Genomic DNA, 16,999 nt, shown 5'->3' on the forward strand with positions numbered 1-16,999 from the left:
CTTAAAAAGTAAGTAATTGAGTTTAAAGATGCTATTGTTACGAAATACACTAGCAGGCGTTAAAAAACAGGTAATCCTCAGCAAGGATTACCTGTTTTAATAATTATTTATTGAAAAATTGGTGTCGGATGAGATTGACACATTTCTGAATTCCTACAAACGAGAAGTCCGTTGTAAGTGCCAAAAGGAGTCCAATTCCGCCCACTGACCAGGTAAAGATCGTGACCAGTGAAAAGATTTTACCCAAGAAGATGAAGACCGACAGGAATAACGTCATACTTAAAATCACGATGAGCAGTTTGTAGCGGTTAAATGGTCGACAAACCATTATGAGCGCTAGCCAGCAAATGACTCCCGTAATCAAAACGCTTAAGGACGACGTAATCGAAGTATAGAGTCCGAGGATGTCGCCAATCACCCCAATTACCAGGATGTAAAACACGACACTCAATGCAGCTGGCAAAGAAATCTCATAAATGTTGGAAACAAATTTGTCCTTTAGAGCCCGGTAGTTTGGTTCGAGCGCTAGTAAGAACGATGGAATTCCTACCATTAAGTCATTAATTGGTGTCAGTTGAATTGGCTGAAACGGATAGTTTCTGGCAAAAAACAAGAAAATCACGCTTAACATAACAGAGAACATGGTCTTGATCAGGTACAGACAGGCAATGCTGTCAATGTTGTTGATGACCCTACGTCCCTCGTTTAGGACTTTAATGAGGGCATCAAAGTTGGAATCGATAATGACGAAATCGGCAATACTTTTAACACTCTCAGATCCAGAGGCCATCGCAATGCCACAGTCAGACTGTTTTAAGGCCAACAGATCGTTGACCCCATCACCAGTCATGGCAACCGTCCGTCCATTTTCCTGCAACGCCTTAATGAGACGCTGTTTTTGATCGGGCTTAACCCGACCAAAGACCACGTACTTTTTAACCAGGTCCTGATAGTTGGCATCGTCACCAACGGTGGTCATGTCTACGTAGTCAGAATAGTTTCGAATTCCAACCCGTTTGGCAATGCTTGAGACCGTCACCGGATCATCTCCGGAAATAACCTTCAAGTCCACTCCCTGATTGTAAAAGTACTGAAGCGTATCTGAAGCGTTGGGACGAATCACATCCGTAATCAGAATCAGGGCAATCAATTCACTTCCTGAGATCCTGTCTTCATTTAATTGATCAACCTTGGCCAAAGCAATCACCCGGAAGCCTTGTTCCGCGTAGTGTTGGACTTCTTTTTGTTGCTGATCGTTTAAATTAAGAATAAATTGAGGGGCACCAAAGACATACTTACCCTTGTCATCTAACTCGGCCCCACTCCACTTTCGCGCGGAGGAGAACGGCACAATCTTGGTTGCTGAGTATGGATGATCCGTAAAGTGATCTTTTAAGGCAGACGCCGTTTCGTTATTATCATCAATCTCGTTTACAAGAGATCCCATAATGGCCGCGATCTGTTGATCATCATAATGAGGAGCTTCCTTAATTAACTTGTTGAACTTTAATTCACCACTGGTAATCGTCCCGGTCTTGTCCAAACAAATAGTGTTGACCCGGGCAAGCGTCTCAATGGAAGATAAATCCCGAACGAGCACCCGCTTCTTAGCTAGATGATAAGCAGAAATGGCCAGCGTCACTGAGGTTAAAAGAACGAGTCCCTCTGGGATCATCCCGATCATCGCAGCCACGGTTCCAAGAATGGCGTTATTAACGCTCACCCCGTGCATCAAACGAGAGACAAAGAGGGCAATCCCCAATGGAATAATGATAATCGTCAAAATTTTAATGATTTTTTTGATTAATGAAATCAGGACACTGTTCTTACTCTTATCGGTTTTAGCCTGATTTGTAATCGTGTTGACGAAGGTCTCATCACCAACCTTGGTGGCCAGCATAAAAGCTTTTCCACTGACCAAAAAACTTCCGGAGGTGACTTGGTCCCCGTCATTTTTCTCAATTGGACTGGATTCACCAGTAATCTGGGACTCGTCGACTTCGATTCCCTTGGTTTCTTTGATTACACCATCGACGGGAACCTGGTCACCGCGATCCAACTCAATGATGTCACCCAATACGATCTGATCGGGTTGAATTAATTCATTTTCACCATTTCGTCTAACTTTCACTTTACTTTGAGACAGTAAAGCCATTTTGTCAACTTGACGCTTCGAACGAATCTCCTGGAAGATTCCGATTGCGGTGTTAGCTATGGCAATCACCAGGAACAGCATGTTGATATAGCTGCCGGTGTAAAAGACCAGGATACCTAATACCACGTTAATTACGTTAAATAATGTAAACACGTTTTCAACTAAAATCTGTTTCACTGATTTGGTCAATGGCTTGGGTTCCGTGTTTTTATAGCCGTCGTCAACCTGCCTTTTTACTTCAGCGGTCGTCAGTCCCTCACTGGGGTTGACGTCATCGATATTAATCTGATCATCTGCCATAGTTCCACCTCCAATATTAATTAATTCATTTCTAATCTAATTAATATTGTATAAGAAGGCATTCGATTTTGCACCACTAATGAAAGAGTTTTAAAAAGAGTTAAAAAAGAGACGATCCAAATGGGTCGTCTCCTAAAATTCGATTTAAATTTGATTATTCAATTTCAACGTGATGATTCTGGGTCTCTTCATCTTGTGACTTTGGAAGTGTAATGGTTAATACACCGCCGTCGTAGTCAGCTGAGATCTTCTTTTCATCAACGCCAGGAATATAGAATGAACGGTTAACGTCACTTGATGAACGTTCTCTGCTTAGGATACGTCCGTAGTCACCCTTGTTTTCTTTATCAATGTCATGAATTGCATGAACAGTTAAAGTGTCATTGTCGTAACTAATGTCGATATCGCTCTTCTTGAATCCAGGTAGTTCTGCTTTTACAACGTATTCATCATTTTTATCTAAAACATCGGTTTTCATTTTATTGTTTCCGGCAACTGAATTTAATAAACTTTTACCAAAGTCGCCGAAAAAGTCATCCATTGGATCGTAATTTGTTTTTCTTACATCGTTTGCCATAACTAAAACCTCTTTTATTTTTTATTTGCTAATCTCTTAGCACCTTCTATACTACGGATGAGGCCCCGTTTATACAAGAAATTAGCTCATGTTTGGGTGAAAAAAAGTGCGATTAAGAAACGTTTGGACCATTTATTTAAAAATCTTCATTAAAGGCGGCAAAAAGGGGACCCAAACTAATTAATCAGAATAATTTTTCCATTTGTCCCTCTTTGTGATAAAATCAATTGATTATGCTATTCATCTTAAATACTTAAAAAAATGAATAAATACGTTATAATATAATTACTGTTTAAAATTTTGAAATGAGGAATGAACTTTGGATACCGGTCAGATAATACTTGATCTAATAATAATTTTAATAACGTTCTTCTTTGCCGCGTTCTTTGTCGCGTGTGAGTTTTCGTTGGTTCAATCAAGGCCAAGTGCATTACAAGAACGACTCGATGACGAGGACATCAGCGCTAGCAAGAAGAAGAAAATCAACCGTGAAATGAAGATGGTTACCAACCTGAACGAATACCTTTCTACCACTCAGGTAGGGGTATCGCTTGCGGGAATCATCCTTGGTTGGATTGGTGAATCATTTGTCATTGGAATCTTAGTTTCCGTTATGGAATTAAAAGATTTCAACGTTAACCCCGCTACTGCCCACAGTGTTGGTGCGATTATCGGGGTCTTACTACTTACCTACTTAGAAGTGGTCTTCACTGAGATTGTGCCAAAGAACATCAGTATTGACATGCCTTTGAAGGTATTGAATGTGATTTCTGGTCCACTCCACTTCTTTCACATCTTGTTCTACCCGTTCGTTTGGTTACTGAACGTCTCAGCTACGGGAGTAGTTAAGTTACTTGGAATTCCAGTGGCCAACGAAAATGATGAGGCATTCTCACAGTCAGAAATTCTGAGTCTTTCTAAGGATGCCGTGAAAAACGGAGACTTGGAACGAAACGATTATCTCTACATGCAACGTTCGTTTGAACTAAACGATAAGGTTGCTCGAGACATCATGATTGACCGAACGCAACTAGTTACCATTGACATTAACGATACCGTTCAAGATGCCATTAACGTCTACATTCAGAAGAAATTCAGTCGAATCCCGGTAGTTAAGGATAACGACAAAGATAATATTCTGGGTTACGTATATAGTTACGATCTAGTTCGTCAATCACAGGTCGATTCCAACGTTAAGGTTGGAAAACTGCTGCGAAAGATCAGCACGACCCCCGAAACCACACCGATTACGATGGTGCTTCAACAAATGATCAAAATGCACCAACCAATCGTAGTGGTAATTGATGAGTATGGTGGAACTTCCGGCTTGATTACCGATAAGGATATCTACGAAGAGTTATTTGGCACCGTCCGTGATGAGATTGATCCACAGGTCAATGAATACATCTTCAAACAACCTAATGGAACTTTCCAAGTCAACGGGAAATTAAACACGTACGACTTCGAGAAGTACTTTGACGTTGAAATGCCCGCCTTCGACGACTCTGATATCGTCACCATCGCTGGTTTTATCATCGAACAAAATCCCCACATTAAGGTGGGCGACGTGGTAACGATCGATGGCTTTAAGTTTAAGGTGCTTGATTACAAGAACTCTTTCATTAACTGGCTTGAAGTCAACAAGATCGAACCCAGCGAAGAAGACGATGATTCGGACGCTGAGGACGATTCAAAAGATAAATAACTAATCTATCACCAATAAAGCCGAGGTAACCCCTCGGCTTTAATAATACATAGGGGAAATTTGCATCATGAACAAAGTAATAAAGAAATGCCCAGCATGGCTCTTTTATAGTCTTATTTTTTTTGTAATTACCATGGTATACGTTTGGACTTTTTATCTAACCGGTAATTCATTGATCTGGGGAATGGACGGAATTGCCCAACATTATCCCATCCTCATCAACTTTAAGCACATGCTGAGCGAATTCTTAACTAATCCCAGTCGTGGCTTTACCAACTGGTCGTTTAACATTGGACTGGGAGCCGATCAGCTAACCAGCTTCTCGTACTACGTAGTTGGAGACTTTTTTAACTATCTCATTGTCCTCTTTCCCGATCACTTACTTGAACTAGGCTATGGACTGCTGGTGATCTTGCGTCTCTACATAGCCGGGCTAGCCTTTTTACTATTTGCTCACCAATTTAACTTTAAAAAGATTAGTTTGGTTCTGGGCACCCTCACCTATACGTTTGCTGGTTATTCGTTATACGCAGGGATGCACCATCCCTTTTTTATTCTCCCGATGATTTTCTTTCCATTAATCTGTTACGGCGTGGAACGGATCATTCGCAACCACTCGATGATGCCTCTGATGTTGGCGGTGGCCCTTACCTTTCTCAGTAACTTCTACTTTGCCTACATCATCGGACTTGGTAGCATTATTTACGTCATTATCAGGTATTTAAGCATCCGCAAAGACCCTGACTTTCACTTTGTTAGATCAGTCGTCAAGATGGGAGCGGCCATTTTGACGGGGATCCTCATCAGTGCGGTCATCTTTGTGCCGACCCTACTCTTTGCCATGAAGTCGACCAGAATCACCTCAAACTTCGCAAACGGCTACCTCTTTTATCCCCTCTACTACTATCTCTCGATCCCAAGTAAAATCCTCGGCAACGGATATCTAACCATTAGTTTCTGGCTCATCATCAGCATTAGCGGTCTCAGCTTTTTGGGAATTGTTTACACGCTCTCCCATTTCAAAAAGTATCGCTATCTAAACTATGGCCTCATCATCGTGTTCATTGGAGCGTTAATTCCCGCTTTTGGAGCAGTCTTTAATGCCATTTCTACCCCATCAAATCGGTGGGTCTGCCTTGGCCTATTGCCAATCGGATTGGCAGCTACCATTTTTGCCGAGCACATTTCCACCCTTTCAAAACGGGACCTTGAAATTATGATTGGCGCTACCATCGGATTGATCATCGTCATCTGGGCTTTCCGTGGATTTATTATGAAATTAAGTGCACATGACTACGGCGAAATTATTTTACTGTTAGTACTGGTCGGCATCATCCTGTGCAGTCAGCTCTTTCACTGGGATCGGCGCCTGACCATGGGGAGTGTAACCGGACTTTTAGTCGTCAATTTAATTTCCCTTGGCGTTGGGTACTACAGTCCCAACGTCTCCGGCTTTTCAAAGGGGATGCTCAACAAGCAGGTGGCCACTAATTTTGTTAACAACTTCTACAACGGTGCCAACAAGTACGTCGAACCCCGCCTCAATGGTGAGCGAACCGCGCTCGGTAATCGCTACCACTACGCGGGTCGGAACGACGTTAATTTATCCAACTACTCCAACGTCAACACCAACATCCCCATGTTATTTGGTACACACGACATTTCATCATACTTAACGGTGGAAAATGGGGCCATCGGTCAACTAGAAAGTTCCGTTCAAAACAACCAAAGGACCTTCAACGCACCGGTTGCCCAAAACGACTACCGGACAACGTTAGATAACCTCATGGGCGTTAAGTACCTCTTCATTCGAAACGGTCAGCAAGACAAGTCGCAACCATTTGGTTTCAAGACTGTTAAGGGTAAAGGCCGTAAACCACTGTTGTTTACGGCCAATAATCCTCTCGTTGACGACAAAGAACCGGATGGAACGATTGTCCTCCAAAATAAAAACGCCCTTCCCCTGGCTTACACGCAGGAGCAAACGGTGTCAGACAAGCAGTATCAAGCTCTCTCGCCAACGGAACGCGAACAGTCAATGATTAGTGGAGCTCACATCGCCACGCCCGTAAGGGGGATTCCAGAGGCTAAACTGAACGATAAACAAAGGCAGCTTGATTACGAAGTAAAACCTAATTACGAAAAAACACTAGATAATTTTGACAAATTAACCACCTTTACCAATAATTCCAAACGGGTCGAATACAGTGAACCAAGCATTAACCACACGTCACCGGATACGGCACAAAAAATTCTTGATGAAAACGTCGAGCTAGAAACTGAGACTCAGAAGCAAAATGCAGACGGATTACACGTCATGACCAAGGATGTGCTTGGCAAACCCATTCCATACCTCCTTAAGCTTAAACAGCCTAACCGCACTAAGAACGCGGAACTTTATTTACAGCTAGATGGCATCAAAAGTCATGATTACACCACCGACGCCAAAAACGCGATGGTTGAAAGGCAACATGCCATTAAGAACGAACCCTACACCCGGATGATGAAACTAAACCAGATGAGGAAAAATCTTCATACCCCATTTGTTGATCAATACTCGTTTAACGCCGCTACCAAGGGAATGAAGAATGGATACTCTCAGTATGGACGGGATAATCTTTCTAACTACGCTCAGAAAAAGAACGTTCTCATTAACTTGGGTTATTCTCCAAAACGACGGGGTCAGATCAAACTGACCTTTGACGGTGTCTCACGACTAAACTTCAAACACGCCCGTTTGATCGCCGTTCCGTTCGGCAATTCATACGAGCAGCAGATCCATAAGTTACAACGCAACAGGCTTCAGAAGTTAAGAGTTAAAAGGAATGAAGTTCAGGGAATCAGTACCAATCCGAAAAAATCCGTTCTGACTACGTCCATCCCCTATTCACCAGGATGGAAACTCACTGTGGACGGAAAATCAGCCCCAACTCAAAGGGTCAATACCGGTTTTGTCGGTGCGATCCTGCCAGCTGGTAAACATCAGATTCGGCTAAGGTATCAGACACCGGGATTAATCATAGGATCAGTCGCCAGTGTCATTGGAATCCTCATTCTCATAATTAGTTCAATCGTGATTTGGATCTTCAAAAAAAGAAAATAAATTAAAAGCGTCCGGATGATCACTTCCAGACGCTTTTTGATTCCAATCAACTCCGAAAATTTTGTGCATTTAAACCTGTTAAAGGTTACACTAATAGTGATTATTTTTCGTATTTAGGAGGTTATTATCATTAAACCAATTCGTATTTTATACATCTCAATTGCTGGAAACACGCGAAACTTCGTCGAAAATCTAGAAGACTACGCTGAAGACCAGCACCAAAAAAATTCTGATCAACCACTCATTGAACTCACCGAAATCTCAGATCAAAGTGACTTTGCCGACGAAAAGTCACCATATTTCGTTTTTGTCCCAACTTATCTAGATGGAGGAAACGGAATTGACAATGGGGTCAAAGAACTGATGACCAATACCATGGGCGAGTATGTCGCATACGATCACAACGCTGATTACTGCATGGGCATTGTCGGCAGTGGTAACCGCAATTTTAACATTCAATTTTGCCTCACCGCCAGAAGATATGCTGAACGTTTCGACGTTCCCGAGATCGCCGAGTACGAACTGCGGGGAACCGATCGTGATGTATCGCGGGTCTATCAAACCATGATCAAAAGAGCGCGGGAATACGAGGACGAGCAGGCTACTGCTAAGAAATAATTAAAAATAAATAATAAATGGCAATTGATTAGCATTTCACAATACTATCTGGTAGGATATCCATAATCGATACATTAAGTTTTGGATTTAGGAGGTCATATCATGAAAATTATTGTTGTTGGTTGTACTCATGCGGGAACCTTTGCTGTTAAGCAGATCTTAAAAGAACATCCCGATTATGATTTAACGGTTTATGAAAAAAATGACAACATCTCATTTCTTTCATGTGGAATTGCGCTCTATCTCGGTGGTGAAGTCAAGGATCCTAAGGGTCTCTTCTACTCTGATCCAAAAGAATTAAAGGGTTTAGGTGCTAACGTTCAAATGAAACACGAAGTAACTGACGTTGACTCCGATAAAAAGGAAATCACCGTAAAGGATCTTGACTCCGGTGAAAGTAAAACTGAGAGTTATGACAAACTGGTCATGACCAGTGGTTCTTTGCCAATTGTTCCTCCGATTGAAGGAATCCATAATGATCACGTTCGCCTTTGCAAGAATTGGACGGACGCTCAGGTCCTATTCGATGATGCCAAGGACGCTAAACACATTGCGGTCATTGGAGCCGGATACATTGGTGCCGAGTTAGCCGAAGCTTACTCTAAGACTGGTCATGAAGTCACCTTAATCGATGGTGTGGATCGAGTTTTAAGTAAATACTATGATCCCAAATTCACCGACATTGTCGAAAAAGACTATAAAGATCATGGTGTTAAATTTGAAGGTGGCCAAATGGTCCAAAAGTTCACCGACAATGGTGATACAGTTTCGATCAAAACCACTAGTGACGAATTCACCGCTGATCTTGCCATCCTGTGCATCGGTTTCAAACCCAACACCAGCTTACTAAAGGAACAAGTTGAAATGCTGCCAAATGGTGCAATCATCGTCGACGACTACATGCACTCATCAAACCAAGACATCTACGCTGCGGGTGACAGTGCTGCCGTCCACTACAATCCAACCCACAAGAATGCCTACATTCCACTCGCTACCAATGCCGTCCGTCAGGGAATTTTAGTCGGAAAGAACATTGAAAAAGATACCGAGAAGTACATGGGCACTCAATCTTCATCTGGTTTAAAGTTGTACGACCGGAATTTGGCTTCAACTGGGTTGACCATGAGTGCTGCCAAGGCTCAGGGCATTAACGCACACCAGGTTATTCTCGAAGATAATTACCGTCCCGAGTTCATGCCAACGACGACTCCCGTCCTGATGTCACTGGTTTACGATCCTGATACCCGTAGGATTTTGGGTGGGGCATTAACCAGTTTGTATGACATTTCGCAGTCAGCTAACGTCCTTTCGGTTGCCATTCAAAACGAAAACACCATCGATGATTTAGCTATGGTTGATATGCTGTTTCAACCAAACTTTGATCGTCCGTTCAACTACCTCAACCTTTTGGGTCAGGCAGCTCAGGAAAAAGAAGCTCAAAGTAAGTAGTCATCCGTAATAGTTATAATATCGAATACAAAAAAAGAGCTCTACATAATATGTAGAGCTCTTTTTAATACTATTATTGTTCGTTAAATTGTAAGTCCAAGCTAATGTGCTTACCATCTTTACTATCAATAACACGCGAATCAACAAAGACACTGTTCTTCTTTGTCTTAGTAATGTTGTCGGTTGGGTCAACATCAACTAAAGTTTTAAAAGCGGCATCAGTTAATTTTGATAGTGGAACATACGGAATGAACGGAACACCCAAGTATGAGTGTAAGGTTTCATCATATTGGTCACGCAAAACGTTCATTTGGTCCAAAACGTCTTGGAGATCTTTACCAAAATCGGAAACGTCCAAGAAGTAAACGTTTCTAACTTCGTCAGTTTGTTCCCAAGGTTGGTCGGTCAAAATTGCTGATACTAAATCAGCCATCTTGTCTTCGTAATCTTTAATGTCATCGAGTTTTTTAATCATCTTTTTTTCGCTCATGTCATTCTTCCTCTCAATATTCAGTCTGATAGTTAATAACTATCACTTACATTAAATATAGTATCACATTTCGGGGAACTAATCGACAGTTGATCCTTCCCGTCCCTCTGGTTAACAAAGTTGGATTCTTTTTGCCAGATTAACGAATCATGGTAAGATAATTAATATAAACTACTAAAGGAGCACTTAACTAATGAATAATGAAACTGTTGGTAGTCGGATGGATCGAAACGTTGGTAATGTAATCATTAACGTCGTCGATAAGAACGATCAAATCCTTACCAACCCCTTGAAATACTCGGGAGCACTGGGAAAGGGATTTTCCATCGAAATCCCCGATTTAAACGGTTACGTTGTCCAAGGACTTAGCGGAGATCAAAATGCCGTGAGCTACCTCACTAACGTTACTTTTAAGCGCAACGTCGACTATCCAGCCAACGTTGGTCGGGTCGTGGCAGTTAACCCAGCCGAAAAGATCAATGGGACGTTTGCCAGGGGAACGCTTAACTATAATCTGGTTTACGCTCCTAGTGCTCAGGTCGTTTCACCAAACGCCGATCGTGTCGCTTCTAACCAGGCAGCTCCCTCCAAAAAGAAGCACCATTGGTTTCGCTGGATTGTCATCATCTTCCTCATTATTATTCTGCTAGGGATCTTTGGTCTGTATCATTCCGGCAAAAGTGCGCAACAACAAGTTAAACAAAATCCACCCGTAGTGGTCAAAAATTACAATAACAAACCCGCAAATAATGCGGATAATAGTACCCCAGCAAACAATTCTGATAACAGCAAACCACAAAATAACGCTGATAATGGTGGAAATGCTGGTAGTAATGATGCTAACCAAAAAGCTCAGAATGCTATCGATAACGCCAAAAAAGAAGTTGAGAGTCATATTGATAACAATAACCGAAATGACATCCAACAGGTTATCACGACAATTCAAGATGGTTTCAACATGTTGGCTGCTAAAATTCAGTCTTACATCGGATTCTAACGTTAAAACTTAAAAAGAGCGTTTCTCATTATGAGAAGCGCTCTTTTTGCTTATCTTTCTTTATAAGGTAACATGTATTTCTTTAGGGCACGACCAGTAAAGGATTGTGGAACTTTCTCCGATCCCTCTGGAATACCACTGTAGAGAACGTTTCCACCGTAAATTCCGGCTCCTGGTCCCATGTCAATCAACCAGTCCGCTTGACTAATTACGTCCAGGTTATGTTCCACGATGATTAAACTATCACCATCTGCCACCATCCGTTTAAATAACTTCAAGAGGCGCTGGGTGTCGTTCATGTGAAGGCCAGCCGTTGGTTCATCAAGAAAGTAAATTTTCCCCTTCTCTTCCAACATCTGAGCTAACCGTAGTCGTTGTAATTCACCACCAGATAACGTCGTCAGGGCCTGATTCAAGGCCAAATAGTCCAGACCAACTTCGTTCATCTGTTTCAATGGGTTAGCAATTTCATGAACATCCTTGAAAAAGGTGGCTGCTTGGGCAACGGACATTGACAAAACATCGGCAATGTCTTTTCCATGATACTTGTAACTAAGTGCTTCCTGGCTGTAACGCTTACCGTGACACAGCTCACAGGTCTGAACCACCGGATCCATAAACGCCATATTGGTGATGGTAACACCCTTTCCCTTACAACGAGGACAAGCACCCTTGCCGTTGTAACTGAAGAGTTGCGTAGAAACGTTATTAGCCTTCGCAAACAACTTTCGAATTGGATTTAAAATGTTGAGATACGTCACCGGCGTGGATCGAATGCTGATTCCAGCTTGTTTCTGAGTCAGATCCACGTAATCACCGTTTAGACGGTCTTTCATGGCCTCAGCCAGTGAACTCTTTCCAGATCCAGCCACACCTGATAGGACGGTCATAATGCCCGTTGGCACCTTAACACTTACGTCGTCAATGTTGTGCATGTGAACGTGCTCTAAGTCAACAAAGCCCTTTGGTTTCAAGGGTTTGGCAAAATGATGGGGAGCTCGTAACCATTTTCCGGTAAGCGTGTCAGAATCTAAGACTTCAGGATAGGTACCAGAGAAGGTAATTTTTCCACCGTCAGCTCCTGATTTAGGTCCCACTTCAACAACGTGATCCGCAATCGACATAATTTCTGGATTGTGATCAACGATGAAGATGGTGTTACCCTTCTTTTTCAGGTTAATCATCGCCTTTTTAATCAACGCAATGTCATGGGGATGCAACCCGACACTGGGTTCGTCAAAGACATACAAGATGTCGGACAACGAGTTCGTCAGATGATTAGCAATCTTGATCCGTTGAACTTCACCACCAGACAACGTGCTGGTCGTTCGATCTAAAGTCAAATAGCCCAGTCCAATGTCCACTAGGGGTTGAATCTTGGACTCGAGACCCCGGATGATTTCATCCCCCAGATTATCTTTAATCGAATCGAGAAAGTCCAGAAACTGAACCAGATCCATCTGCGAAACATCATTAATGTTAAATCCATTAATCTTAACGCTCAAAGAACGGGGATTGAGTCGAGCTCCTTTACATACCGGGCAAACCTCACGTGTAACGATCTCACTGATGGCTTCCTTATGGTGCTTCCCCTCTCGACTGTTGATAATGGAACGTTTGATCCGCGGAACGACCCCTTCATACTGACTCGTTTTGTAGTAATCTGGGGCATTGTACAACTTTTGTTGGGGTGCGTGCATTAACAAGTCGTACTCTTCTGGAGTGTAATCTTTAATCGGCTTGTCGTTATCAAATAACCCACTGTAGCCGTAACCACGCCAACGCCAGGTTCCTGGTCCAAAACTAACGAAAGTAATGGCACCATTATTGAGAGATTTTTCTGGATCAATTAGCTTTGATTCATCCACCTCGTCAACGTAACCCAATCCCTGACAGTAGGGACACATACCCTGCGGCAGGTTGAACGAGAAGACCTCCGAATAACCTACAAACGGCTTCCCTACTCGTGAAAAAAGTAACCGTAGTAGCGAATAAATCCCCGTGTAAGTGGCAAGGGTTGAACGGGCATTCCCTGTCAGTTGCTTCTGCTCAATCGCAATTGCGACGGGCAGATTTTTAATGTCACCGACGTGGGGTTGTCCGTATTTAGGTAAATACTGTTGCGAAAAACTGGGAAACGTTTCGTTTAATTCACGACGCGACATTGCCGCAATCGTATCAAATACTAACGATGACTTACCGGAACCGGATTCACCAACGAAAACAGTAATCTCATGCTTCGGGAGTTTTACGTTAACGTGTTTTAAATTATTTTGATGTGCATCAGAGACATCAATTGTATCTTGGTAATAAGTATCAACCATAGTTCACCTCACTAATTCTTCTGTGTTCTACTCAACTTTCTTGCTTCGCTCATCACACAGAACAACGCGAACAAGATCAGTCCGCCGGATACAATGAATAGGGCGGGATAGTTAAAGAACTCTACCATTAAACCACCAAAAAGCGGTCCAACGGCTCTCCCAAGTGACATAAAAATATTAAAGAGTCCTTGAAACTTCCCTTTCTGTCTGGGATCCGCCAATGTATCAATCCAAGCTGGAATTCCTGGCAACCCATTCATTTCACCAAAGGTCAAAATGACCATGATGATTACAAATACGGCGTATTGTTTAGCAAATATTAACATAAAGAAGCTGAGACCGAAAATGATTACCCCAAAGGCAATTTGACGACTCATCTTGAAGCGGGCTCCAATCTTATTAATAATGGGCTGAATGAAGACAATCAGGAGTCCATTAATCGTCCACAGAAAACTGTAATTCTCAAATGAAATTCCCAGTTGGGTCATGTGAACTGACATAACACTTTCCCATAAGGTGTAACTCATATAAATACAGAAAACCATGATACAAATTAGCCAGATGAGTTTTAGTCCACGATTCTTCTTTTGTTGAACGACATCATCGTCCTCAGAACGTTTTACCGCAGTTGGTGCGGGACGATGTAACTTAATGTTAAATTCAAAAATGGTCATCAATAATAAAACAATGTAAAAGCCAGTGGCAACGATGAAGACAACCGAAATTCCGTACTTCATCAAAAATCCTACCAGTGCGGTTCCAACTACGACACCTAGGTTTAATCCGACGTATAATGAGTTAAAGACGTAGCGAGTACTCTTGGATGTAATCATCGAAGCATACGAGTTCAATAGCGTCATGCTGGATCCATTTCCTAAACCGTACAGTAAGAGCATGATTCCGAAAATCGGCCAACCATGAAAGAAGATCAGGGTGACAATTGAAGCCATTGTGATCAAAACACTGATGATGGCTGTCTTATACGGTGACCAATGATCAAAGAGATACCCACCAAGATAATTGCCGATAATCATAAACATTGACATGGCAAACAAAACAATCCCCGCGGTTGTTAGTGACTCATGAAGATAATTATGCATGTAGACCGTCGTTAGTGGCCACATAAATGATGACCCAGTATTCAGTAGTAACGAATAAATTAAAACCGTACTAAGCCTTAATTCTTTTGGTTTTCCTTTTACCATTTATTTGCCTCACTTTCCCATTTTTTCGATCTTTACTAACTTTTTCACGCTAGAGCGACCATAATAAAAAGGGATGCTCAACCGTAGTTGAAATCCCTTGATAATCAGCAATGCCTACTTTTTAGAAGCACGCTTCTTTTCATTATCTCGTTTTTTGGCAACTATTCCAGCTACCATTGAACCCGCTACCAGCACCGAAGCAACACTGGTCAACAAAATTTTCATTTTATTTTTCATAATGTAACTCCTCTGCTTTTAATCCCTACTTATAGTTATATCTTGTTTATAACAAAAAAGCTACTTATTTTTTTAATTTATAATTTTTATAATATAAGTGGCGCTGGTTACACCTTACATACTGTGTAACCGCACTTAGTTAGCCCTGATTAGCAACACACTGCGGCGTTGGGACTCCCAGTGGAATTAAATTTAATTTTAACTGGGAAAAATTTAGTCCTTCTACTATAATTAAAATCTATAAGGCAAATTAACGAAACGTTAATTGGAGGGAGAAACACATGATTCACATTGTTACCGATTCAACTGCTCAATTAACACCAGATGAAATCAAAAAAAATAATCTTACGGTGGTACCGCTTCAGGTTACCATCGACGGCAAAACTTATAAGGACGGCGTTGACATTACCCGTCAGGAATTTTCCGATCACCTTGCAAACGATAAAGAGTTCCCAAAGACCAGTCAACCTTCTTTGGGTCAATTCATTGAGGCATACGAAAAAATCCAAAAGGAAGATCCAGACGCTTCGATCATTTCCATTCATCTCACTAAAGTTTTAAGTGGAACGGTGGAAACCGCCCGAACCGCTGCTAAACAGGTTGGTGGTGAAATCGCCGTTCTTGACAGTGATTCAACTGATAGTGGCCTCACCTTTGCCGTCATGCGCGCTAAAAAATTAGCCGATGAAGGGAAATCCGTTGCCGAAATCATGGATAATTTAAAATCGTTTGTACCCACCATCATGACCTACGTCTTTATCAATAGTTTTGACTACATGGTTAAAGGTGGTCGTGCCAGCCGAGCCGTTGGTTTTATTTCATCACTGATCCAACTTAAACCAGTGATTCAATTAACCAAGGGAACCTTGAAGCTTAAGTATAAATGCCGGGGTCTGAAGAAGATGACCAAGATCGCTAATCAAGTGACCGATGAAATCATTAATAACAAGGATATTTCCGAAGTTGGACTATCCTACGTTGATGATGGGACTGCACCCAAGAAGATCGCAGCTAAGATCAAGGAAGCTCGACCAGACATTGACGTGACCTGTCGTTTAACCAGTCCCATCGTCATGACCCACGTTGGTCCCGGTGGATTTGGTTACATCTTTGCATAACTAAACGTAATTATGGGAGATCGAACGGAAACGTCCGGTCTTTTTATTTTAAAAACGATCCATTTCTTTCCTACTAAAACTTCTCATTATCTATTTATGGTAAATTAGCAGTTAACACCGTGTCAACATGTGGGTATAATTAAGTTATTACATTGAACGGAGGACTTTTTTATGCCATCATCAACCTTTTTAAACCTACCGCAGGCCAAAAAAGAGCGCATCAATGCTGCCCTTCTCAATGAATTTTCCGCCCATCCGTTGGCCGACGCTCAGGTGGCTCGGATCATCAAGGATGCCAAGATATCGCGGGGAGCTTACTACAAGTACTTCATTACCCTCAAAGGCGGTTACGACTACACCAGAAGAATGGTCCTATCAACGATCCATCGGCCGTTTGCTGGAAAACGAATTAACCAGTTACAGCCCACCGACTACGTCAATGCCGCCCGTTCGTTTCTAGAAGACAGCTCTGAAAGTGAATACTTCGAGTTTATCCAGATGGACATTCTTCACAATCAGAAAAACCTTGATGATTCAACGATCATTCAATTGCCGCCCAAACGATGGGCCATTACCATTCTGTGTCACGAAACCATTAAGGAAGCCATGGAAGCCCCCGATGATTCCGAAAAACTGCTTCAACGGCTTCAAATTTCGTTAGAAGCTCTCAGTTAAATTCAATCCATAAAAAAAGAGACTCAATCATGAGTCTCTTTTAATT

General features: G+C 42.0%; 13 protein-coding genes. 7 read left to right on the plus strand and 6 right to left on the minus strand.

Annotated elements, in window-relative coordinates; all coding sequences use genetic code 11:
- Nucleotides 1-103: 103 nt before the first annotated feature.
- Nucleotides 104-2,455: an HAD-IC family P-type ATPase gene (locus LfDm3_RS06420; protein WP_039145116.1), complete on the minus strand. Its 2,352-nt coding sequence runs from the start codon at nucleotides 2,453-2,455 to the stop codon at nucleotides 104-106.
- 154 nt (nucleotides 2,456-2,609) lie between these two features.
- Nucleotides 2,610-3,032, minus strand: a complete 423-nt coding sequence (locus tag LfDm3_RS06425; protein WP_039145118.1) for an Hsp20/alpha crystallin family protein — start codon at nucleotides 3,030-3,032, stop codon at nucleotides 2,610-2,612.
- Between the two features lie 319 nt (nucleotides 3,033-3,351).
- On the opposite strand from LfDm3_RS06425, the gene LfDm3_RS06430 reads away from it, so the two are divergent.
- From LfDm3_RS06430 to LfDm3_RS06445, 4 genes are all read left to right on the plus strand, one after another.
- Nucleotides 3,352-4,737, plus strand: coding sequence for a hemolysin family protein (locus tag LfDm3_RS06430; protein WP_039145120.1), 1,386 nt, complete (start codon nucleotides 3,352-3,354; stop codon nucleotides 4,735-4,737).
- Nucleotides 4,738-4,804: 67 nt separating this feature from the next.
- Nucleotides 4,805-7,840, plus strand: a complete 3,036-nt coding sequence (locus LfDm3_RS06435) for a YfhO family protein (protein ID WP_039145122.1) — start codon at nucleotides 4,805-4,807, stop codon at nucleotides 7,838-7,840.
- 129 nt (nucleotides 7,841-7,969) lie between these two features.
- Nucleotides 7,970-8,458: a class Ib ribonucleoside-diphosphate reductase assembly flavoprotein NrdI gene (nrdI, locus tag LfDm3_RS06440; protein ID WP_039145123.1), complete on the plus strand. Its 489-nt coding sequence runs from the start codon at nucleotides 7,970-7,972 to the stop codon at nucleotides 8,456-8,458.
- 102 nt (nucleotides 8,459-8,560) lie between these two features.
- Nucleotides 8,561-9,907, plus strand: a complete 1,347-nt coding sequence (locus tag LfDm3_RS06445) for an FAD-dependent oxidoreductase (protein ID WP_039145125.1) — start codon at nucleotides 8,561-8,563, stop codon at nucleotides 9,905-9,907.
- Between the two features lie 73 nt (nucleotides 9,908-9,980).
- Here LfDm3_RS06445 and LfDm3_RS06450 read toward each other — a convergent pair whose 3' ends face one another.
- On the minus strand, nucleotides 9,981-10,397 hold the full coding sequence (locus tag LfDm3_RS06450) for a hypothetical protein (protein ID WP_010023001.1): 417 nt from the start codon (nucleotides 10,395-10,397) through the stop codon (nucleotides 9,981-9,983).
- Between the two features lie 193 nt (nucleotides 10,398-10,590).
- Here LfDm3_RS06450 and LfDm3_RS06455 point away from each other — a divergent pair, with 193 nt between their 5' ends.
- The gene (locus tag LfDm3_RS06455) at nucleotides 10,591-11,394 is read left to right on the plus strand and encodes a hypothetical protein (RefSeq protein WP_039145126.1); all 804 of its coding nucleotides are present in this window, start codon (nucleotides 10,591-10,593) and stop codon (nucleotides 11,392-11,394) included.
- A 50-nt stretch (nucleotides 11,395-11,444) separates the two neighbouring features.
- On the opposite strand, the gene LfDm3_RS06460 is transcribed toward LfDm3_RS06455, so the two are convergent.
- The 3 genes from LfDm3_RS06460 to LfDm3_RS06975 all read right to left on the minus strand — a co-directional run bounded on the left by LfDm3_RS06460 (nucleotide 11,445) and on the right by LfDm3_RS06975 (nucleotide 15,160).
- Nucleotides 11,445-13,718 (minus strand): ATP-binding cassette domain-containing protein, encoded by a 2,274-nt coding sequence (locus LfDm3_RS06460; protein WP_039145128.1) that lies wholly within the window; start codon nucleotides 13,716-13,718, stop codon nucleotides 11,445-11,447.
- A gap of 11 nt (nucleotides 13,719-13,729) precedes the next feature.
- Nucleotides 13,730-14,923, minus strand: coding sequence for an MDR family MFS transporter (locus tag LfDm3_RS06465; protein ID WP_039145130.1), 1,194 nt, complete (start codon nucleotides 14,921-14,923; stop codon nucleotides 13,730-13,732).
- A 114-nt stretch (nucleotides 14,924-15,037) separates the two neighbouring features.
- Nucleotides 15,038-15,160: a hypothetical protein gene (locus LfDm3_RS06975; RefSeq protein WP_259739964.1), complete on the minus strand. Its 123-nt coding sequence runs from the start codon at nucleotides 15,158-15,160 to the stop codon at nucleotides 15,038-15,040.
- Between the two features lie 281 nt (nucleotides 15,161-15,441).
- Here LfDm3_RS06975 and LfDm3_RS06470 point away from each other — a divergent pair, with 281 nt between their 5' ends.
- Nucleotides 15,442-16,278, plus strand: coding sequence for a DegV family protein (locus LfDm3_RS06470; protein ID WP_039145131.1), 837 nt, complete (start codon nucleotides 15,442-15,444; stop codon nucleotides 16,276-16,278).
- Between the two features lie 171 nt (nucleotides 16,279-16,449).
- Nucleotides 16,450-16,953 (plus strand): TetR/AcrR family transcriptional regulator, encoded by a 504-nt coding sequence (locus LfDm3_RS06475; RefSeq protein ID WP_039145133.1) that lies wholly within the window; start codon nucleotides 16,450-16,452, stop codon nucleotides 16,951-16,953.
- Nucleotides 16,954-16,999: the final 46 nt, after the last annotated feature.

It is taken from the genome of Fructilactobacillus fructivorans (assembly GCF_000814735.1).
GTDB classification, from domain to species: Bacteria; Bacillota; Bacilli; order Lactobacillales; family Lactobacillaceae; genus Fructilactobacillus; species Fructilactobacillus fructivorans.